A 20,379-nucleotide genomic window follows, 5' to 3' on the forward strand; every position below is an offset into this window, starting at 1 on the left:
AAGGCAGGTCAGCCGCTGGCCGCGAAGCGGTCTAATGCCTTACCCCCGAGCCTCCAAAATCATGCAAGTTGTCGACCCCGTCGCATACAACCGCCCATCCACATCATAAATCCGCCCCTCGGCCAGCGCGGTCGAACGTCCCAAGTGAACGATCTTGCCTTCGGCGCGCACCGGCCCGCTGGCACCCGTCAGTGCGCGCACATAACTGATGCGCAGATCCAGCGTCGTATAGCCCTGACCCTTTTTCAGCTGCGTATGAATCGCACAGCCCATGCACGAGTCCAACAACGTCGCAGCATAGCCGCCATGCACGCTGCCCAGCGGGTTGTAATGGCGCGCGTCCGGGGTGCCCTGAAAGATAAACAGCCCGGCCGACCATTCGATGGGGATGAAATCCATCAGCGCGCCAATCGGCGGCGAAGGCAGCTCACCGTTACCGATGCCTTCGAAGAATTCGGCGGGCGACAGCGCACTGACGTCGGCCATGGACAGGCTGCCAGGGCCGGCAAGCCGGGCGCGCATGACGTGTTCCTGGGCAATCCATTGAGCGAGCGTGGCTTCGCGGGTGGGGCTTTGCATAGACATGTCCTCGGGCGGTGCGGATATTATGGTTGTAATCCTGGTCGATATTATGTCCGAAATAAAAACTCCGCCAGCCCCGCGTGTCGCGTCACATCAGGCGATGTCAGCGTGGTTGAACTCCTCTCCTAGAAAGTCGATCAACGTGCGCACCGACGGCAACAGTCCACGGCGAGAAGGAAAGATTGCATGGATGATTCCGCATTTCGGTGCCCAACCCGGCACCAGATTGACCAACCGACCGGTCGCCATGTCATCGCGCACCACTACGCTCGGCAGGTGCGCAATGCCAATACCCGCAACCACCGCGTGACGCAACGCGAGCAAATCATCGGTGACCATGCGTGGCGTATGTCGAATCAGTGCGCTGGCGCCTTCGGCACCGAATAATTCCCACTGATATTCACGCTGGGCGGCTCCCCAATGCAGGCTCGGCAACCCGCTCAGGTCGGCGGGGGAGGCGGGGGACGACAGGCGTTCGGCCCAGGCCGGGCTACCCACCACGCACTGGGTGCTGTTGCCCAGAACCTTCATCACCATGTCGGTGTTTTCCAATGGCGGAAAGCGCACGCGCAGGGCGATGTCGAACCCTTCGTGGATCAGGTCGACCCGGCGATTGGTGCTCTCGATAAATAATTCCACCAGCGGGTATTTGAGCATGTAGCGCGTCAGCATGGGCCCGACCCAGGAGTTGAGCAGCGCCGTCGGGCAACTGATGCGCACCAGGCCTTGAGGCTCGGAGCGATTGCGTTCGATCAGTTCGGCGGCACTTTCTGCTTCGACGCGCATGGCCAGGCAACGCTGGTAGTAGGCCTGGCCGATTTCCGTCAACGAACAATGGCGACTGGTGCGATGCAGCAGGCGAACACCGAGACGTTCTTCAAGCTCGGCGATGCGTCGGCTGAGCTTCGATTTAGGCATGTCCAATGCCCGACCAGCCGGGGCGAAACCGCCGTGTTCCACCACTTGAGTGAAGTAGTAAAGGGTGTTGAGGTCTTCCATCATCGTTCCCCAAATAGAACGCAAAGGCTGATTTTTGCAGTCTAGCGCACCAAAGGTTCGAGTTTTAAGCTTTGTCCATGGCTTCACTCACCTCATCAGGAGACACCATGAAAAACATCATCGGTATCTACACCAGTCCACGCCCCCATTGGGTCGGCGACGGCTTTCCGGTTCGTACGCTGTTTTCCTACGACAACCTGGGCAAGCACATCAGCCCGTTCCTGCTGCTGGATCATGCCGCTCCTGCCGAATTCACCCCAACCACCGAACGACGTGGCGTTGGTCAGCATCCGCACCGTGGTTTCGAAACCGTGACTATCGTTTACAAGGGCGAACTGGAACACCGTGACTCCACCGGCAGTGGCGGAACGATCGGCCCTGGCGATGTGCAGTGGATGACCGCTGCTTCGGGGATCCTGCATGAGGAGTTTCACTCCGAGGGTTTCGCCAAATCCGGCGGCACTCTGGAAATGGTGCAGCTATGGGTCAACCTGCCGGCCAAGGACAAAATGGCCGACGCCGGTTACCAGACGATCCTCGATGGCGACATCCCGAACATCCCGCTCAAGAACCTGGCCGGCAGCCTGCGCTTGATCGCCGGTGAGTTCGACGGCCACACCGGTCCGGCGCGCACATTCACACCGATTGACGTCTGGGATTTGCGTCTCAAGGGTGGCAAGTTGTTGACTCTGGACCTGCACGAAGGTCGCAACACGGCATTGGTGGTGTTGCACGGCACGGTTCAGGTCAATGGCCAGGAGTCGGTGCGCGAAGGTCAGTTGGCGTTGTTCGATCGCGACGGCGATCAGTTGACCCTTGAAGCCAGCCAGGACGCTGTGGTGCTGTTGCTCAGCGGTGAGCCGATCGACGAACCGATTGTCGGTCACGGCCCGTTCGTGATGAACACCGAGCAAGAAATTCACCAGGCCTTCGCCGACTTCCAGTCCGGCCGCTTCGGCCAGATGCACGGTTAACCCGTAGCGCCTCAACAACCCGCTCTACACAGGATGCGTAGGCCGGTTCTCAGGCCAGGGATGGCTGTTGCCCAAACGAAAGAGGAAACGCACATGAGTACAGTCAATGCGGCCAACTTCAACGGCCAAAAACCGACCATCGATCCCAACGACAGCGCGATGCTGTTGATCGACCACCAGAGCGGGCTGTTCCAGATCGTCAAGGACATGGACGTGCCACAACTGCGCGCCAACGCGATTGCCCTGGCCAAGGCCGCGACCCTGCTGAACATGCCGGTTATTACCACCGCTTCCGTCCCGCAAGGACCGAATGGGCCATTGATTCCGGAGATTCACGAAGCCGCTCCGCACGCCCAGTACGTGGCACGCAAAGGTGAAATCAATGCCTGGGACAATGCTGAGTTTCATGCCGCGGTCAAAGCCACTGGCAAGAAAACCCTGGTGATCGCCGGCACGCTGACCAGTGTTTGCCTGGCGTTTCCGTCCATCGCGGCGGTGCATGAAGGCTACAAGGTGTTTGCCGTGGTCGATGCCTCGGGCAACCACTCGAAACTGGCCACTGATCTGACAATTGCCCGATTGGCGCAAGCCGGGGTGGTGCCGATCGACATCATGGCTACGCTCTCTGAGCTGCAAGGCTCGTGGAACCGTCCGGATGCCGAGCAGTGGGCCGCTGTCTACGCCCAGGCCATGCCGCATTATCAATTGCTGATCGAAAGCTACCTCAAGGCTCAGCAAGTGGCGAATGAACACGAAGTGCTGGACTCCCAGCGCTGAACGGCAACCCCACGCCGACTTCCACTCGGCATCGATAACACGCGAGGACTACTGCAATGACCACTTCTTACAAACGTCTCGACAAGGACAACGCTGCGGTTTTGTTGGTTGATCACCAGGCGGGTCTGCTGTCTCTGGTGCGCGACATCGAACCGGACCGTTTCAAGAACAACGTGCTGGCCCTGGCCGACCTGGCCAAGTACTTCAAGTTGCCGACCATCCTCACCACCAGTTTCGAAACCGGCCCCAACGGCCCGCTGGTGCCTGAGCTCAAAGCGCTGTTTCCGGATGCGCCTTACATCGCCCGTCCTGGCCAGATCAATGCCTGGGACAACGAAGATTTCGTCAAGGCGATCAAGGCGACCGGCAAGAAACAGCTGATCATCGCTGGCGTAGTTACGGAAGTCTGCGTGGCGTTCCCGGCACTCTCGGCGCTGGCCGAAGGCTTTGAGGTGTTCGTGGTGACTGACGCTTCCGGCACCTTCAACGAGCTGACCCGACAATCGGCCTGGGACCGCATGTCGGCCTCCGGCGCGCAGTTGATGACATGGTTCGGCCTGGCCTGTGAACTGCATCGCGACTGGCGTAACGACGTGGAAGGGCTGGCCACCTTGTTCTCCAACCACATTCCGGACTATCGCAACCTGATGACCAGCTACAACACCCTGACCAACAGCAAGTAACTACTGACAACGTAGATCCCCGGTGGGAGCGAGCTGTGGCGAGGGGGCTTGTCGAAACGTCGCACCGCCCCGTTGGGTCGCGGAGCGGCCCCAAGAATCTGAAGTTCCGGGCCTGCTGCGCAGTCCAACGGGGGCAAGCCCCCTCGCCACGGGCTCCCACATTTGTTTTGCATGAAACCCTCCTACACTGTGCCCAATGTGTGAGATCTTCGCGCCAATGGCCTTTGCTGGAGCTGCTCGATGCTGTCTTTTTTCACCGATCATCCGTTGGTCTGCGCACTGGTCCTGATCGTGATCGATCTTGGGCTGTGGCGTTTGATCAGCGCCAGCGCCAACGGCAGTAACTGGAAGCTCCTCGTCAGGCTGGTGATTTTCTCGTTGTTCAGCGTCCTGCTGTTCAACGAAGGCTTGAACCCGCTGGAGGTCGCCCCTTGGGCTGACAACGTGCCGTTGCACCTGGCGGCCACCGGTTTGCAGATTGGTTGGTGGCTGTTCGGCGCGCGGACCCTGACGGTGCTGATCGGCTCGGTGATGATGCAGCGGGTTGGGCACACCGGGCGTTTGCTCCAGGATCTGCTCGGTGCGGTGATCTTCCTGATCGCGATTATCGCGGCGCTGGCGTACGTGCTCGATCTGCCTGTCAAAGGCGTGCTGGCCACCTCCGGCGCCTTTGCGATCATCGTCGGCCTGGCCTTGCAAAGTACCCTTAGCGACGTGTTCTCCGGGATTGTCCTCAACACCACCAAACCCTATCAACTGGATGACTGGATCTCCATCGACGGCACCGAAGGTCGAGTCATCGACATCGACTGGCGCGCCACGCGCCTGCAAACCGCCCAAGGCAGCATGGCGGTGATTCCCAACTCGCTGGCGGCCAAGGCCAAGATCATCAACTTCAGCCGGCCGAGCGACATTTTTGGCGTGTCAATCAGCCTGCAACTGAGCCCCCACGCGCGTCCGCAAACGGTGATCGATGCGCTGGAACGAGCGATGCAGGGCTGTCGTTATTTTTTGAGTCATCCGGCACCGTGCGTTGCCCTCAAAGGCTCCAGCGTCACTGGCGTGGAATACGAAATCAGTGGTTTCGTGGTCTCGATGGATCAGAAACGCATGGTGCGCAATCTGCTGTATGACCTGGCCTACCGGCATTTGCAGGCGTCTGGTATCAACCTGTTGTCGAGCGTTGAGCCCAATGCGCCGGCGAACCCGTCGCGGGCACGCGCTTTGCTGGACAGCTCGAGCATTTTTTCGACCCTGCGCCAGGATGAGAAAGAGACTTTCAGCCAGCACATGACCCTGCAAAACTTTCGTGCCGGGGACGTGATTCTGCCGGCAGGGGAGGTCAGCGATCATTTGTTCATCATCGAATCCGGAGTGGTTTCGGTGGAGATGAGCCGTGGCGGGGTCAAGTTCGAGCCGGGACGCATGGGCCCGGGCGAGGTGATCGGCGAGGGCGGGATTTTACTGGATGCCGCGATGCCGGCAGACTTCATCGCCAAAACTGCCTGCAGCTTGTACCGGATCGAGAAGGACTACCTCAAACCCTGCCTGGATGCGCGGCATGACATTGGCGAGTCGATGAAGGCGCTGCTGGATTTCCGCTTGAACAAGGCGCAGACGCTGACTCAGGAAGTGCCGAAGGCTGTGGTGAGGAAGGGGTTTTTGCAGTGGTTGCGTAACAGGGCTTAGTGATTTGTGGTGGACGGCCGCTGCGCGGATCGCGAGCAGGCTCGCTCCCACAGTTGATCGAGTTTCTTCAGAAAGAATACGGTCAACTGTAGGAGTGAGCCCGGCTCCGGGCGGCGTTCCGACGATGGCCATTTCAGACCCGGTTAATTTCTCATTGGTCTCCAATGGCCTCCTCGACTTCTGGAATATTGGCTATTTGTCAGAAGGGCAGGCGGGATTAACGTGGCTCCACCCCCACTTGCTACCGGAGTCCACCATGAAACCTCGTATCGATTTCTACACCGCTTCCCCTGACGCGCTCAAAGCCATGATCGCCCTGGAAACCGCGGTGTCGAAGCTGCCGCTGGAAAAGAACCTGATCGAACTGGTCAAGCTGCGCACTTCGCAAATCAATGGCTGCGCCTTCTGCCTCGACATGCACAGCGCCGATGCCCGCAAGGGCGGTGAAGACGAGCGCCGTCTGTACACGTTGTCGGCCTGGCGCGAAACGCCGTTCTTCACCCCGCGTGAACGCGCGGCACTGGCCTGGACTGAATCCTTGACGCTGGTGAGCCAGACCCATGCGCCGGATGAGGACTACGAAGTGGCTGTGTCCGAGTTCAGTCCAAAGGAACTGGTCGACCTGACCGTGGCGATTACCACCATCAACGCCTGGAACCGTCTGGCGATTGGCTTTCGCAAAATGCCTCAAGCCTGATCAGTGAGCATCCGCTGACGGCGCGGCCGGTGGTTGCACCTTGCGCATCAGGGGCACCATCGCCGTGGCGATGATGAAGCAGACCATGATCATTAAAAACGCGTCGCCATAGGTTTGTGTCTGGGCTTCGCGGTAGGTCAACAGCCATAGCTGATGCAGGCTCGCGGTGACGCCAGTGTCTGCGCTGTGGCCGAGGGCGGCGAAGTTGTTGCCGACCTGCGACAGCCACTGATTCAATGCTTCGTTGGTGCTGTTGAGGTGTTCCGCCAACCGGGTGAAATGCAGGTTGGTGCGGTCGTTGAGGATGGTCGCGCAAGCGGCGATGCCAATGGCGCCTCCCAGGTTACGCATCAGATTGAACAACCCCGACGCATGTTTGAGCCGTGCCGGCGCCAGACCACCCAAGGTCAACGTCACCGCAGGCGGCACTGCCAGTTGCTGGGCAATTCCGCGCAACGCTTGCGGCAGCATGAGTTCTCTGGCGCCCCAGTCGTGGGTGATCGGGCTGAAATCCCACATCGACAACGCGAACAGACCCAGGCCGGTCATCATGATCCAGCGCAGATCGACTCGATTGGCCAAAAAGGCGTACAACGGAATCGCCATGATCTGGAACACCCCGGTGGAGAAAACCGCCAGACCAATGTCCAGCGCGCTGTAGCCGCGCACCCGGCCGAGAAACAGCGGCGTCAGGTAAATGGTGGCGAACAGGCCGATGCCGGTGACGAACGAGAAGAAACAGCCGAGGGCGAAATTGCGGTCCTTCAAGGCGCGCAAATCGACGATCGGATTGGCGACGTGCAAGGTCCGGCCGATGAACGCCAGCCCGGCGAGACCGCTGATCCAGGCGGTGGTGAGAATGGTGCTGTCGCTGAACCAGTTCCAGCGCGGGCCTTCTTCGAGGGTGTATTCCAGGCAGCCGAGAAATAGCGCCATGAACACCATGCTCAGGTAGTCGGCGCCCTTGAGCAGCGACAATTCCGGATGGTCGATTTTCACCAGCATCGGCACGGCCACGGCGACGAAAATCCCCGGCACCAGGTTGATATAGAACAGCCAGTGCCAGGATGAAATCTCGGTGATCCAGCCACCGATCACCGGCCCCAGCGTCGGTGCCAGCGAGGCGACCGCGCCGATGGTTGCCGCCGCGATCACTCGTTGCTTGCCGGTGAAGAAAAAGAACGCAGTGGTGAACACCAGCGGGATCATCGAACCGCCGAGAAAGCCTTGCAGCGCGCGGAAAGCGATCATGCTCTGAATGTTCCAGGCCACGCCGCACAACAGGCTGGCCAAGGTGAAACCGACCGCTGAAGCGCAGAACAACCAGCGAGTCGAAAATACGCGCGACAGCCAGCCCGAGAGTGGAATCACGATGATTTCGGCAATCAGGTAGCTGGTCTGCACCCACGCCGTTTCGTCGGTGCCGGCCGAGAGCCCGCCGCCAATGTCACGCAAGGAGGCCGAAACGATCTGAATATCCAACAGCGCAATGAACATGCCAATACACATGCTGGCGAAGGCGAACACCTTGGTCGCCGTCGCCATGTCGGCGGCATTGAACGGTTGCGCAGGGACGGCCAGGGCGCGGCTCATGGTGCGCTGGCCACGGCTGGCGCTTCAGCGCTTTTGCGGGTGTCGACTTCAGCCGTCACCGACAGGCCCGGACGCAAGTGACCGAGCACACCGTCAGCCGGATCGAGGACGATACGCACCGGCACTCGCTGGACGATCTTGGTGAAGTTGCCGGTGGCATTTTCCGGTGGCAGCACGCTGAACTGCGAGCCGCTGGCGGGCGCGAGGCTGCCCAGATGACCATGGAATTCCTGCCCCGAGAGCACGTCCGCATGAACGATCACCCGCTGGCCCGGAATCATCCGCGCCAGCTGATCTTCCTTGAAGTTGGCATCCACCCACAAACCACTGGACGGCACCACCGACAGCAATTGCGAACCCGCCTGCGCATACGCGCCTACCCGCGCCCGGCGATTGCCGATCACGCCATCCACCGGGGCCTTGAGTTCGGTGTAACCCACATTTAACTGCGCCAGATCCCGTTCGGCCCGAGCCTGCATCAGCGCGGCGCGGGCTTGCTGTTTCTGGGTGTCGATCACGTTCAACTGACGTTGCGCCGCCAATAGTTCGGCCTGGGCCCGTGAACTGTGCGCCTGAGCGGTCTTGAACGTGGCATCGGCCCGTTGTGCGCTTTCCACCGAGACAGCGTTGCTGTTCACCAGTTTCTTGTAGCGGGCATTGTCATCACGGGAGCGGGCGGTTTCCGCGCCAGCGGCATCGATCCCGGCGCGGGCCTGGCCGATCACCGCGTACTGCAATTGTTCGGTGGCGTCGAGATTGGCCAGCAAGGCTTCTTCGGCGGCGACCGCGCCTTCGGCCTTGGCGAGATTCGCGCGGTAGTCGCGAGCGTCAAGGCGTATCAACACATCACCGGCCTTGACTGCCTGGTTGTCGGTGACCAGCACTTCCTCGATATATCCGGCGACTTTCGGGCCGATCACCGTGACGTCGCCGCCGATGTAGGCATCGTCGGTTTCCTCGATGAAACGACCGGCCGTCCACCAGTGCGTCGCATACAGTCCGCCCAGGACCAGGGCTGCGGTAACCGCCGTCAGCAGGATCAACCGTTTGAGCAGGGGAGGCTTGGGTGTGCCCACCGGGACAGCAAGGTCGGGTTCAAGGCTGGGCATGCTGGTCATGGCGTTTACCTGTGAAAATCGGGTGTTTATTACGCATGTAATATGACGCAGGTAATATTTCCTTGCAATTGAATTTTGCTGCCGGTCGTCAGGTCACTCCGGCGGAAGGAAAAGCGGATCAATTGTTTAAGTAATGTGAGCGCCAGGATGCGCCTTGCATTTCTGCGGTAACGCAATTTTTGTAGCAGCTGGCGAAGCCTGCGTCGGCCGGTCCGCGCTCGGGCGCAGCAGTCGTGAAATCAGACGATGCGGTGTTTCAGGAAGACCGCAATCTCAGGTTTTACGACTGCTGCGCCCGAGCGCGGACCGGCCGACGCAGGCTCCGCCAGCTGCTACAGACAGTGTTATGGCTTGTTAAGGGGCCAACCGTGCACTGGCAACCTTAATCCCATCCTGCCCGTCCCGACTGCTCACCCCCGTCAACCACGCCTCCAGCACCTCTGGATTAGCCTTCAACCACGCCTTCGCCGCTGCCCTTGGTTTCTGGTTCTGATTCAATACCGCGTCCATCAACTGGTTTTCCATGGCCAGTGTGAACTCCATGTTCTGCAGCAGTTTGCCGACGTTGCTGCATTCCTTCAGGTAGTCCTTGCGCACGTTGGTGTAGACCGTGGCCTGGCCATAGTTCGGGCCAAAGTACTCGTCGCCACCGCTGAGGTACTTCATCTTGTTGCGGGTGTTCATCGGGTGCGGTTCCCAGCCGAGGAACACCATCCACTCGTTCTTTCGCGTGGAGCGTTTGAGTTGCGAGAGCATTGCCGCTTCGCTGGACTCCACGACTTTGAAATCCTTCAGGCCGAAGGCGTCTTTGTCGATCATGCTCTGGATCAGGCGATTGCCATCGTTGCCGGGTTCGATGCCGTAGAGTTGGCCTTTGAGTTTGTCCTTGAATTTGGCGATGTCGGCGAAGTCGTGCAGCCCCGCGTCGTAGACGTAGTCGGGCACTGCCAAGGTGTATTTGGCACCTTGCAGGTTAGCGCGCACGGTTTCCACAGTGCCGGCGTCGCGGAAGGGCTTGATGTCGTTTTCGGTGGTGGGCATCCAGTTACCCAGGAACACGTCCAGCTCTTTACCAGAGGACAGGGCGCGATAGGTCACGGGAATCGACAGCAGGGTGGTTTTGGTTTTGTAGCCGAGCGATTCCAGAACTTCGCTGGCGATGGCGGTGGTGACGCTGATGTCAGTCCAGCCGACATCGGAAAAGCGCACCGTGGCGCAGGACTCCGGTTCCGCTGCCTGGGCCAGCAACGGCAGGGTGATCGACGCAAGCAAGAGCAAGGCTTTCATAGGGACGACTCCTTGGAGGTAAACGTCAGACACCGAACCAGTTCAGCGGCGCGGGCTCAGTGTTGAGGTAGATGTGCTTGAGCTCGGTGAACTCATCCAGCCCGGCCCGCGACAGTTCGCGCCCGATGCCGCTGGACTTGTAGCCACCCCACGGCGCCTGCGGGAATGCGGCGTTGTAGTCGTTGATCCACAAGGTGCCGACTCGCAGCCGCTTGGCCATGCGGTAGGCCTTGCCGATATCCCGGGTCCAGACGCCGGCTGCCAGGCCATATGGCGTGTCATTGGCCAATTGCAGCGCCTGGGCTTCACCGCTGAAACGCTCGACGGTGATCACCGGGCCGAAGATTTCCTCTCGGGCGATCTGCATCTCGCAGGTCACGTTATCGAGCAAAGTCGGGCGCAGCCAGAAGCCGCGTTCGAACTGTTCGGGAATTGTGCCGCCAGTTCGCAACCTCGCCCCTTGCTCGACGGCACCGGCAATCATCGTCAGGATCTGGTCGCGCTGGCTGGCAGAAATCAGCGGGCCCATTTGCGTCAGCGGATCAAGGCCATCGCCCAGGCGAATCTTCTGGATGCGTTGCTGCAAGGCGTCGACAAAACGCTCGTGAATGCCGTCCTCCACCAGCAACCGGGAACCGGCGGAACAGATCTGCCCGGCATTGAAAAACACCGCATTGAGCGCCTGGTCCAGCGCCACTTCGAAGTCGGCGTCGGCGAACACGATGTTCGGGTTCTTGCCGCCCAACTCCAGCGCCACCCGTTTGAAATTGCCCGTGGCCGCGCGCATCACCTTGCCACCGGCACCGGCGCCGCCGGTCAGTGAAACCAAGTCCACGTCAGGGCTGGCGGCGAGTAATTCACCGACCTCACCGGGGCCGCAGAGTAAATTGAACACGCCGTCCGGCACACCGGCTTCAATCAATAATTCAGTCAGCCGATGCGCCGTCAGCGGCGTCAGACTGCTGGGTTTGAACACCACGGTGTTGCCGGCGGCCAGCGCCGGAGCGATCTTCCAGACCGCTTGCAGCAACGGATAATTCCACGGCGCGATCAAGGCGCACACGCCCACCGGTTCGCGCTGGTTGAAGCTGATGACATGGGCCGGGGCGTGGCTGTTGACGCTGGCGCTTTCGGTTTCAAGCAAGGCCGCGTAGTAGCGAAACGTGGCGACCACATTGCCGATGTCGCCAAGGCTTTCAACCAAGGTCTTGCCGGCGTTAAGGGTTTCCAGACGTGCCAGATTCGAGGCGTCCTGTTCGATCAAGTCGGCGATCCGTTGCATCAGTTGCGCCCGTTCGGTCACCGCCATCGTCTGCCACGGCCCGGTGTCCAACGCCACCCGCGCGGCGTTGATCGCCCGTTGCGTGTCCACGGGACCGGCCACGGCCACTTGCGCCAATACATCCTCGGTGGCCGGATTGATCACATCGCGGTATCGCACCGCCTGCGGCGCTTGCCAAACACCGGCGATAAACAACGGAATCTGCTGCATTTGCGTCTCCAGCTCAGTGGGTCGTGGCCGCCACTATGGCGGTGGCGCTGGCGCTGCTCTTGATCAAACGCGGCATAAGCGCGCCGTTTTCCCACGATTGTGCGGCCGTGTCATAACGGCAACCCGTGTCGCTTCCCGTCAAGTGCGCGCAACCCGGCGCTCTACACTGCCAGCAACCGCTAAACGAGCCGAGAGGGGATGCGATGAATCAAGCTGTCGAGCAACTGAGAATCCGCCTGGCCTGCGCCTTTCGCTGGGCCGCACGTTTGAACCTGCACGAATCCATCGCCAATCACTTCAGCGTGGCGGTGTCGGGGGACGGTCGAGAGTTTTTGATCAACCCCTACGGCAAGCATTTTTCCACGATCAAGGCCAGTGATCTGCTGCTGGTGAACGCCGACGACCCAGCCAGCCTCGACCGTCCAGACGCGCCGGACATCACCGCCTGGGCCTTGCACAGCGCCTTGCATCGCAACCAGCCGCACGCCCGCTGCATCTTGCACACCCATTCGAAATACGCGACGGCGCTGGCGTGTCTGACGGATTCACGGTTGCCACCGATTGAGCAAAACTCGATGCGCTTTTTCGAACGGGTGGCCATCGACGACGGCTTCGACGGCATGGGCCTTGGGGATGAGGCCGAGCGTGTCAGCCGCTTGCTGGGGGACAAACCGATTCTGTTGATGGGCAACCATGGCGTGCTCGTCGCCGCGCCGACCATCGCTCAGGCATTCGATGATCTGTATTACTTCGAACGCGCTTGCGAGACCTACATCACCGCGCTTTCAACCGGTCGCGAGTTGCGCATTGCCAGCGATGAGATCGCGCGCAAGACCTGCCGGCAATGGCTCGACTATCCGGGCTTTGCCGACAAGCATTTCAACGCATTGATGGGGATTCTGGATGAAGAGGAGGTCGGGTATCGGGCGTGAGTTCAGTCGGCCTCGACCTGACGATGCGCCTTGCTTAACGGCTGGCGCATCACCGGGGCGGTCCAGACCTGGCTGCGGTCTTCGCTGGGTGGGCAGCCGAAACGGGCGCGATAGGTGCGCGAGAAATGCTCCAGCGAACCGAACCCGGAACACGCCGCCACTTGCGCCACGCTCAAGCGTGTTTGTTGCAACAGGCTGTGTGCCTTGGCCAGGCGCAAAGTGATGTAGTACTTGAGCGGCGAGAGCCCGGTCTGATGCTTGAACTGGCGCTCCAGTTGCCGGCGCGAAAGGCCGACCTGGCTGGCAATTGCCTCGCAGTCCAGCGGTTCTTCCAGCGCCTTTTCCATCAACTGCACCGCGCGGCGAATCTTGCTGCCTTGCATCCCGGAGTTAGTCAAACCTCTGTCGAGTTGATTGTCCGCCGGTGCACGCACCTGCCCCATCAGCAGGTGCATGCCGATCTCCCGAGCCAGATCGCTGTCGACGCTTTGCCCGATCCAGCTCAGCAGCATGTCCAGCGTTGTCGTCGCGCCGGCGCAGGTCATGCGCTGACGCTCCAGGGTGTAGAGCTGTGGCTTGGCGAGCACCCGCGGATAACTTTCCTGAAAGCCCTGAAGATTGTCCCAATGCACCGCGGCTTCATAGCCATCGAGTACGCCAGCAGCGGCGAGTAATTCAGTGCCGGTTTCCACCCCCATCAACACTGCGCCGAACAGCGCTTGTTTGCGCAGCCAGCTCTTGAGCGCCAGGTTGCGGCTGTGTTTGTGCACATCGAAACTGGCGATCACCACGCACACATCAAACCCCTGATCGGCGCGCAGGCCGTGATTCGCCACGGTGATCAAACCGTTGCTGGCCTGCACCGGTTCGCCGTCCAGCGACAGCAAGGTCCATTCGAAAATCGGCCGTTGGGTCAGCCAATTGGCGATGGCCAAGGGTTCCAGCACGGCGGCCAGACCGAAATTGGAAAACGACGGCAACAGCAACACCGCGACCCGCAACGGCGCACTGTCGCCGCGCCGCCAGGTGAAGCGGGTTTCAGGGGGCATTGCGCTGTCGGACAGTTGATTGCTCATGAGTGATCTCTGCGTTCAAACATCATCGTTGCCGTGTTTGCCATTGCGGATGAATCCATACCGGCGCGTCCATGGGCGGCAGCGGTTTCAGTCCGCGAATCATATCGCTGGCCTTTTCCGCGATCATCACCGTCGGCGCGTTGGTATTGCCGCTGACGATCAGCGGCATGATCGACGCGTCGACCACGCGCAGTCCATCGAGACCGTGCACACGCAGTTGCGGGTCAACCACCGCTTGCGGGTCGCCGACCGGCCCCATCTTGCAGGTGCCGCTGGCATGGTAGCCGGTTTCCGTAACCTGTCTGGCCCAGGCGTCCAGCGCTTCGTCACTTTGCGCGGCGGGGCCGGGGACCAGTTCTTCGCCTTTGAACGCGGCCATCGCCGGTTGCCCGATGATCTCGCGCACCAGTCGCGCCCCGGCACGCATGTCGGCTCGATCCTGCTCGGTTTTCAGGTAATTGAACAGGATGTTTGGCGGCTGTCGAGGGTCGGCGCTGTTCAGGGTTACGCTGCCCAGACTGGTGGGGCGCATCAGGTCGATATGCACCTGAAACGCGTGCCCCGGCACCAGATCGACGCTGCCGGGTTTGACCGCCAGCGGCATAAAGGTCAGCTGCAAATCGGGGTGTTCGACCCCGGCGCGCGAGCGGATGAATGCGCCGGCCTCGAAATGGTTACTCGCCGCCAGCCCGTCATGTGTGGCAAACCAGCGCGCACCGATCCACCACTTGCCCGGCGCGGTGGTCCACGGATAGAGCGACACCGGCCGCTTGCACAGGTACTGCACGACCGTGTCGGGGTGGTCGTTGAGTCGTTTGCCGACGCCGGACAGGTCATGCTTCACGGTGATTCCCAGGTCGCGCAATTCAGCCGCCGGGCCGATGCCCGACAGCAACAACAGCTGTGGCGAATTGATCGCGCCAGCCGTCAGCACGACTTCGCGCCGGGCATGAGCGTGATGAGTCTTACCGCTCTGTTCGTACTCAACCCCGATGGCGCGTTTACCATCGAACAAAATGCGCAATGCCAGCGCGTCGGTGACCACCCGCACATTGCCGCGCGCCAGAGCCTCGCTCAGATAACCCCGCGATGTGCTCCAGCGTCGTCCGTTGCGCGTGGTGCGATCCACCGGCCCGAAGGCCTCCTGACGATAGCCATTCAAATCGTTGCTCAGGCCATACCCGGCTTCCGCGCCCGCCGCGAGAAACGCCGCACACAACGGCGTTCCGGTATCGCCCGGCGTGACGTGCAGATGCCCCGACGCCCCTCGGTAATCGTCTGCACCGTCGGCATGGGTTTGCGCGCGTTTGAAGTACGGCAGCACCTGCTGATAGCTCCAGCCGTCGCAGCCTTGTTCGGCCCAACCGTCGTAATCCCGGGCATGGCCACGGATGTACACCATGCCGTTGATCGACGATGAACCGCCCAGCGTCCGGCCTCGGGGCGTGCCGATTTGGCGGTCGTCCAGATACGGTTCTGGCTGCGAGGTATAGCTCCAGTTGTAGCGCGTACCGCCGACCACGATGCCGACGGCGGAGGGCATGTCGATGGTCCAGTTTTTGTCCGCCGGGCCGGCTTCAAGCAGCAGAATCCGCACGCTCGGGTCTTCACCCAGGCGGTTGGCCAACACGCAGCCCGCAGACCCTGCGCCCACAATCAGGTAATCAAACGCATGATCGGCCATGGTTCGTTGTACTCCCTCAATAAAAGATCACAACACAACCCCTGTAGGAGCCGAGCTTGCTCGCGATGGCGGTGTAGCAGGCAACACATGTGTCAACTGACACTCCGCCATCGCGAGCAAGCTCGGCTCCTACAGGGGGTGTGTGTTGGCTCAGACGGCGGATGGGCCGTGTATGCCGTTGAACACCAACCGATGAAAGTGATGCACCAAATGCTCGCTTTCATTGCTGCGTTGGGCATCGATCATGTACCGGCCCTGGTCGTAGCCCAGCGAATGCAGGCCTTTTTGCACCGAGATGTTCAGCGCGATGTCTTCCGGTCCCAGGTCTTCGTTCATCCATTTCATGCAGGATTCGCTGACCACAGCAGTTTCTGCATTGTTGGTGTAGTAGCCAAAACGCAGCAGCGAGCGCTCGGCGTCCAGCGGAATCATGATGAACGAGCCCAGAAACTCCGAGAACGGGAAGGTGTAGAAGGTGTTGTTCGGCCACATGCCGATGTTGAAAAAGCATTCGTCCGGGTTGACGTCGGGTTTTAACGGCACGCCATAGGCTTCGGTCACCGAGAGGTTGGCCGGGGCGATGTAGGTCCACCAGTTGTCGCGTTTGGTCAACTGATAGCCTTTGAAGTCGATCAACTTGGCCAGGTCGATGTGGCACGGCCCGGACAGCTTGAAGTGATAACCCTCGATGGAGTTGTCCATGATCACCTTCCAGTTGGCCGGCACGATCACGTCCTGCTCCTCGATCAGGCGCATGTTGGCGAGGTCCGGAAACACCCGGTGCATTTCCTCATTGGCGCCGGGGAACAGATCGCGCAACGACGGTGCCGCCGGGTCGAGGTTGAAGTAAATGAAGCCGCCCATTTCTTCGGTGCGGATTTGCGGGATGTTGAACTGCTGCAACTCGAAGTTCTTCATTTTTTCGCAACGAGGTGCGCTGCGCAGGCTGCCGTCCATTTCATAACACCACGAGTGATAGGCGCAGCGCACCACGCCGCCAGTGGTGCCGCGACGCTCTTCGAGCAAGCGGTTGCCGCGATGCTGGCAAACGTTATGGAACGCGTGGATCTGTCCCTGACGGTTCTTCGCCACCACCACACTCTGATCGAACAGATCCGTCACCACGTACTGGCCCGGCTCGGCGAACTCACTCACATGTCCGGCAACGTGCCAGGCGTGCATGAAAATGTTGTCGCGTTCGGCCTTGAACAGGGTTTCGTCGTAGAAATAACGCGAGGGCAGGGTGAAGGCTTCTTCCGGGTCCTGATGATCCCAACCCTCGACGGGGCTTTGCTGTTTGCGGGCTTGGAAGTTTTGCATGGGGCGATCTCCACAGGGGCTGGCCGCACGGCACGGCAACTGGCTCTGGGAGTTAATCTAGGGCGCGAGGAAGGGGCGGTATTGATGGATTGCGACCAGTTGATGAAAGAAATCATCAAGCGGCTGCGATGCCCGGCATTGCACCGGGCATCGCGTTGACACTTAAACGCGTTCGAAAATCGCTGCAATCCCCTGACCACCACCGATGCACATGGTCACCAGCGCATAACGGCCGTTGGTGCGATGCAGTTCGTGGATGGCTTTGGTGGCGATGATCGCGCCAGTCGCGCCGACCGGGTGACCGAGGGAGATACCCGAACCGTTCGGGTTGACCTTGGCCGGGTCGAGGTCGAGTTCCTGGCTGACCGCACAGGCTTGGGCGGCGAAGGCGATGTTGGCTTCGATCACGTCCATGTCGGCGACGGTCAGGCCGGCACGCTTGAGTGCCAGGCGTGTGGCAGGAATCGGGCCGAGCCCCATCAGTTCCGGTTCAACACCGGCGTGCGCGTAGCTGACCAGACGGGCCATCGGGCGCAGGTTGTTGGCTTGCACGGCGGCGCCGGTGGCCATGACCAGTGCAGCGGCGCCGTCGTTCAGGCCGGATGCATTGCCCGCCGTCACTGTGCCGTCTTTCTTGAACGCTGGCTTCATGCCCGCCAGTTGTTCCAGGGAGGTGGCGCGTGGGTGCTCGTCGACGCTGAACAGCTTGGTTTCCTTGCGATCACGGATTTCCACCCCGACGATTTGCTCGCTGAAGTAGCCATTGGCAATCGCGAACGCGGCGCGCTTCTGATCTTCCAGGGCCAGGGCGTCTTGCATCTCGCGGGTGATGCCGTTGCGTGCGGCGACGTTCTCGGCGGTGATGCCCATGTGGATGCCATGGAACGGGTCATGCAGGATGCCCAGCATGTAGTCGATGGCCTGGACGTTGCCCATACGCGCACCCCAACGGGCGGCAGGCATCAGGTACGGGCCACTGCTCATGGATTCGGCACCAGCACCGATGGCGATGTCGGCATCGCCCAGCATCAGTGTCTGCGCGGCATTGATGATCGCTTGCAGGCCGGAACCGCACAGGCGGTTGACGTTGTAGGCTGGGGTCTCTTTCGGGATGCCGGCGTTCATCGCGGCGACCCGGGAGATGTACGCATCGCGGGTTTCGGTCGGGATCACGCTGCCCATCACCAGATGGCCAACTTGCGCCGGGTCTACGCCGGAGCGTTGCAGGGCGGCCTTGACAGCCGTGGTCGCCAGGTCGACCAGCGGAACGTCTTTGAGCGAACCACCAAAGGTGCCAATGGCGGTACGTGCGGCGCTGACAACAAAAATATCCGGGGTGTTCATTACGGCTTTCCTCTTGGTGAATGCTTTTCTGTACTGCGAATAAGGAGGGCGGTCAACGCTGTTTGCGCTTCAGGTGTTTTGAGGCGCTCGATGAACAACAGGTTTTCCTGACGAATAGTGGCTTTTAACTCCGGCAACGCCGCCTGTTTGAGCAACTGCCGGGTCTGACGCACGGAATCCTGCGGTAACGCCAACAGCCGTCGGGCCAAGTGCTGTGCGGCGTCGAGACATTGTTGCCCGTCGTCGAACAGTTCGTTGGCCAGTCCACACGCAACCGCCGCGGCGCCATCGAGGCTGTCGCCCCACAGCAGCAGACGGGCGGTACGGGCGTGGCCGAGCAGGCGCGGCAACAACAGGCTCGCGCCGAATTCCGGGCACAGGCCCAGATTCACAAACGGCACGCGCAGCTTGGCGTTTTGCGTCACCAGCACCTGATCGCAATGCAGCAGCAGAGTGGTGCCAATGCCGATGGCTGCTCCGCACACGGCGGCGATCAACGGTGTCTGCAAGTGAATGACAACGTTCATCAGGCGAAACGCTGGGCTGTCCAGATGCGTCGGCGGATGTTCGAGAAAATCTGCCAGATCATTGCCACTGGTAAAACAGGTGGTGCCGCCCGTCAGCACGATCACGCCGATGCCGTCGTCTTCGTCCGCCGCCAGCAGCAGATCAGCCAACTGCGTATACAGGCTGTTATTCAGCGCGTTGAGCTTGTCGGGGCGGTCAAGCGTGAGCGTCAAAACGCCTTCGTTTCGATCTTGTTTGATCAGCTCGCTCATGGAATGCCCCGCCTGTTTTGTTTGGCAGCCACTCTAAGCGCCCGGCCGGCATGGGAGCTATGACAAAACGAGTCAACGAAACTGCTGCTTTTTGCCATGTTTTGCCGCAGCGCTGGCCGCCAAATGGCTCACACACCCATTCGGGGTATGGTGCCGTTGGCCCAATCGCTCAATAGTGGGGGCAACCGGTCGTCCAGAACCGACTTCGCTTGATAAGGTGAATTTGCTATGCGCAAGGCCCTCCTGGTGATTTCCAGTCTGTTGCTAGTTCCGCTGACACTGAATGTTCAAGCCGCCACCGACGTGAGCGACAGTAATACGCTGCGGCTTTATAACTGGGCGGACTATATCGGCGAAAAAACCCTTGCCGACTTTGAGAAAGCCTCGGGCATCAAGGTGATTTACGACACCTTTGATGCTTACGAAACCGTCCAGGCGAAGTTGCTGACCGGGCACTCCGGTTACGATCTGGTGGTGTTGAATGCCTCCCTTGTGCCGCCTTTGATCAAAGCCAAAGTGTTCCAGCCACTGGACAAGAAGTTGCTGCCGGGCTGGACCAATCTGGATCCGAAAATCTTGCAGGACTTGCAGGGCTTTGATGCCGGAACCCTGTACTCCGCGCCGTACACCTGGGGCAGCAACGGCATCACCTACAACGTCGACAAGATCAAGGAGCGTATGCCGGACGCGCCGATTGGCTCGCTGGCGATGATTTTCGACCCGAAAATCGTCTCGCGTTTCGCCGATTGCGGCGTAACCCTGGTCGATGCGCCCACCGAAGTCATTCCACTGGCCTTGAAGTACCTGGGACGAGACCCGAGAAGCGCTTCGCCTGAAGACTTGAAAGCCGCGCAGGACTTGTTGCTGTCCGTTCGGCCGTACATCAAGAAATTCGACTCGGTGAACTACCTGACCAGTCTGCCCAATGGCGATGTGTGCATGGCCATGACCTGGTCGGGCGACTACGCAACGGCCATGGCCCGCGCCGAAGAGGCCAAGTTGAAGATCAAACTGGCCTATTTCATTCCCAAGGAAGGTTCGCTGATCTGGTTCGACAACATGTACATCCCCGCCGATGCCCCTCACGTGGCCAACGCGCACAAATTCCTTGAGTACTTGATGCAGCCACAAGTGATGGCCGACGTGACCGACTACATCCATTACGCCAACAGCAACGCGGCGGCCACGCCATTGTTGAATGCCGATGTGCGCAGCAATCCGGCGATTTACCCCGATGAAGAAACCCGCCAGCGGCTGTTTCCGCAAAAGACTCAGGACGCCAAAGAGATGCGCGCCATCACCCGCGTCTGGAGCACGGTGAAGAGCGGGATCTGATCGTTTAACCCTTCGGTT

18 protein-coding genes are annotated in these 20,379 nt (G+C 60.4%); 7 read left to right on the plus strand and 11 right to left on the minus strand.

Annotated features, from left to right (window positions below):
- Nucleotides 1-39: 39 nt before the first annotated feature.
- Nucleotides 40-579, minus strand: coding sequence for a PaaI family thioesterase (locus ACWGZX_RS23500; RefSeq protein ID WP_452625632.1), 540 nt, complete (start codon nucleotides 577-579; stop codon nucleotides 40-42).
- Nucleotides 580-675: 96 nt separating this feature from the next.
- Entirely contained in the window at nucleotides 676-1,581 is a 906-nt protein-coding gene (locus ACWGZX_RS23505; protein WP_223514364.1) for a LysR substrate-binding domain-containing protein, read from the minus strand.
- A 107-nt stretch (nucleotides 1,582-1,688) separates the two neighbouring features.
- Here ACWGZX_RS23505 and ACWGZX_RS23510 point away from each other — a divergent pair, with 107 nt between their 5' ends.
- From ACWGZX_RS23510 to ACWGZX_RS23530, 5 genes are all read left to right on the plus strand, one after another.
- Nucleotides 1,689-2,555, plus strand: coding sequence for a pirin family protein (locus ACWGZX_RS23510; RefSeq protein ID WP_452625633.1), 867 nt, complete (start codon nucleotides 1,689-1,691; stop codon nucleotides 2,553-2,555).
- Nucleotides 2,556-2,648: 93 nt separating this feature from the next.
- The gene (locus ACWGZX_RS23515; RefSeq protein ID WP_452625634.1) at nucleotides 2,649-3,332 is read left to right on the plus strand and encodes an isochorismatase family protein; all 684 of its coding nucleotides are present in this window, start codon (nucleotides 2,649-2,651) and stop codon (nucleotides 3,330-3,332) included.
- 56 nt (nucleotides 3,333-3,388) lie between these two features.
- Nucleotides 3,389-4,015, plus strand: coding sequence for an isochorismate family cysteine hydrolase YcaC (gene ycaC, locus ACWGZX_RS23520; RefSeq protein ID WP_074878621.1), 627 nt, complete (start codon nucleotides 3,389-3,391; stop codon nucleotides 4,013-4,015).
- A gap of 240 nt (nucleotides 4,016-4,255) precedes the next feature.
- Entirely contained in the window at nucleotides 4,256-5,704 is a 1,449-nt protein-coding gene (locus ACWGZX_RS23525) for a mechanosensitive ion channel domain-containing protein (protein WP_452625635.1), read from the plus strand.
- A 256-nt stretch (nucleotides 5,705-5,960) separates the two neighbouring features.
- Complete coding sequence (locus ACWGZX_RS23530; RefSeq protein ID WP_452625636.1) at nucleotides 5,961-6,401, plus strand: carboxymuconolactone decarboxylase family protein; 441 nt, start codon at nucleotides 5,961-5,963, stop codon at nucleotides 6,399-6,401.
- Here ACWGZX_RS23530 and ACWGZX_RS23535 read toward each other — a convergent pair whose 3' ends face one another.
- From ACWGZX_RS23535 to ACWGZX_RS23550, 4 genes are all read right to left on the minus strand, one after another.
- The gene (locus ACWGZX_RS23535) at nucleotides 6,402-7,994 is read right to left on the minus strand and encodes a DHA2 family efflux MFS transporter permease subunit (protein WP_452625637.1); all 1,593 of its coding nucleotides are present in this window, start codon (nucleotides 7,992-7,994) and stop codon (nucleotides 6,402-6,404) included. It abuts the gene before it with no gap.
- Nucleotides 7,991-9,112 carry an HlyD family secretion protein gene (locus tag ACWGZX_RS23540; RefSeq protein WP_452625638.1) on the minus strand — a complete coding sequence of 374 codons (1,122 nt, stop codon included), beginning with the start codon at nucleotides 9,110-9,112 and terminating at the stop codon, nucleotides 7,991-7,993. Before ACWGZX_RS23540 ends, ACWGZX_RS23535 begins: the two co-directional genes overlap by 4 nt.
- A 354-nt stretch (nucleotides 9,113-9,466) precedes the next feature.
- Nucleotides 9,467-10,399 carry a choline ABC transporter substrate-binding protein gene (locus ACWGZX_RS23545; RefSeq protein ID WP_452625639.1) on the minus strand — a complete coding sequence of 311 codons (933 nt, stop codon included), beginning with the start codon at nucleotides 10,397-10,399 and terminating at the stop codon, nucleotides 9,467-9,469.
- 25 nt (nucleotides 10,400-10,424) lie between these two features.
- Complete coding sequence (locus tag ACWGZX_RS23550) at nucleotides 10,425-11,891, minus strand: aldehyde dehydrogenase family protein (RefSeq protein ID WP_452625640.1); 1,467 nt, start codon at nucleotides 11,889-11,891, stop codon at nucleotides 10,425-10,427.
- A 203-nt stretch (nucleotides 11,892-12,094) separates the two neighbouring features.
- Here ACWGZX_RS23550 and ACWGZX_RS23555 point away from each other — a divergent pair, with 203 nt between their 5' ends.
- On the plus strand, nucleotides 12,095-12,823 hold the full coding sequence (locus ACWGZX_RS23555; RefSeq protein ID WP_452625641.1) for a class II aldolase and adducin N-terminal domain-containing protein: 729 nt from the start codon (nucleotides 12,095-12,097) through the stop codon (nucleotides 12,821-12,823).
- 2 nt (nucleotides 12,824-12,825) lie between these two features.
- On the opposite strand, the gene ACWGZX_RS23560 is transcribed toward ACWGZX_RS23555, so the two are convergent.
- The 5 genes from ACWGZX_RS23560 to ACWGZX_RS23580 form a co-directional block, all read right to left on the minus strand.
- On the minus strand, nucleotides 12,826-13,899 hold the full coding sequence (locus ACWGZX_RS23560) for a GlxA family transcriptional regulator (protein WP_452625642.1): 1,074 nt from the start codon (nucleotides 13,897-13,899) through the stop codon (nucleotides 12,826-12,828).
- A 22-nt stretch (nucleotides 13,900-13,921) separates the two neighbouring features.
- The gene (locus ACWGZX_RS23565; protein ID WP_452625643.1) at nucleotides 13,922-15,583 is read right to left on the minus strand and encodes a choline dehydrogenase; all 1,662 of its coding nucleotides are present in this window, start codon (nucleotides 15,581-15,583) and stop codon (nucleotides 13,922-13,924) included.
- A 150-nt stretch (nucleotides 15,584-15,733) separates the two neighbouring features.
- Nucleotides 15,734-16,903, minus strand: coding sequence for an aromatic ring-hydroxylating oxygenase subunit alpha (locus ACWGZX_RS23570; protein ID WP_452625644.1), 1,170 nt, complete (start codon nucleotides 16,901-16,903; stop codon nucleotides 15,734-15,736).
- 162 nt (nucleotides 16,904-17,065) lie between these two features.
- Complete coding sequence (locus ACWGZX_RS23575) at nucleotides 17,066-18,247, minus strand: acetyl-CoA C-acyltransferase family protein (protein WP_452625645.1); 1,182 nt, start codon at nucleotides 18,245-18,247, stop codon at nucleotides 17,066-17,068.
- Nucleotides 18,247-19,026 carry an enoyl-CoA hydratase-related protein gene (locus tag ACWGZX_RS23580; protein WP_452625646.1) on the minus strand — a complete coding sequence of 260 codons (780 nt, stop codon included), beginning with the start codon at nucleotides 19,024-19,026 and terminating at the stop codon, nucleotides 18,247-18,249. Before ACWGZX_RS23580 ends, ACWGZX_RS23575 begins: the two co-directional genes overlap by 1 nt.
- A gap of 228 nt (nucleotides 19,027-19,254) precedes the next feature.
- Between ACWGZX_RS23580 and ACWGZX_RS23585 the strand changes: the two genes are divergently transcribed.
- Complete coding sequence (locus ACWGZX_RS23585; RefSeq protein ID WP_452625647.1) at nucleotides 19,255-20,361, plus strand: polyamine ABC transporter substrate-binding protein; 1,107 nt, start codon at nucleotides 19,255-19,257, stop codon at nucleotides 20,359-20,361.
- Nucleotides 20,362-20,379 lie beyond the last annotated feature (18 nt).

The organism is Pseudomonas sp. CLCA07, from assembly GCF_053615335.1.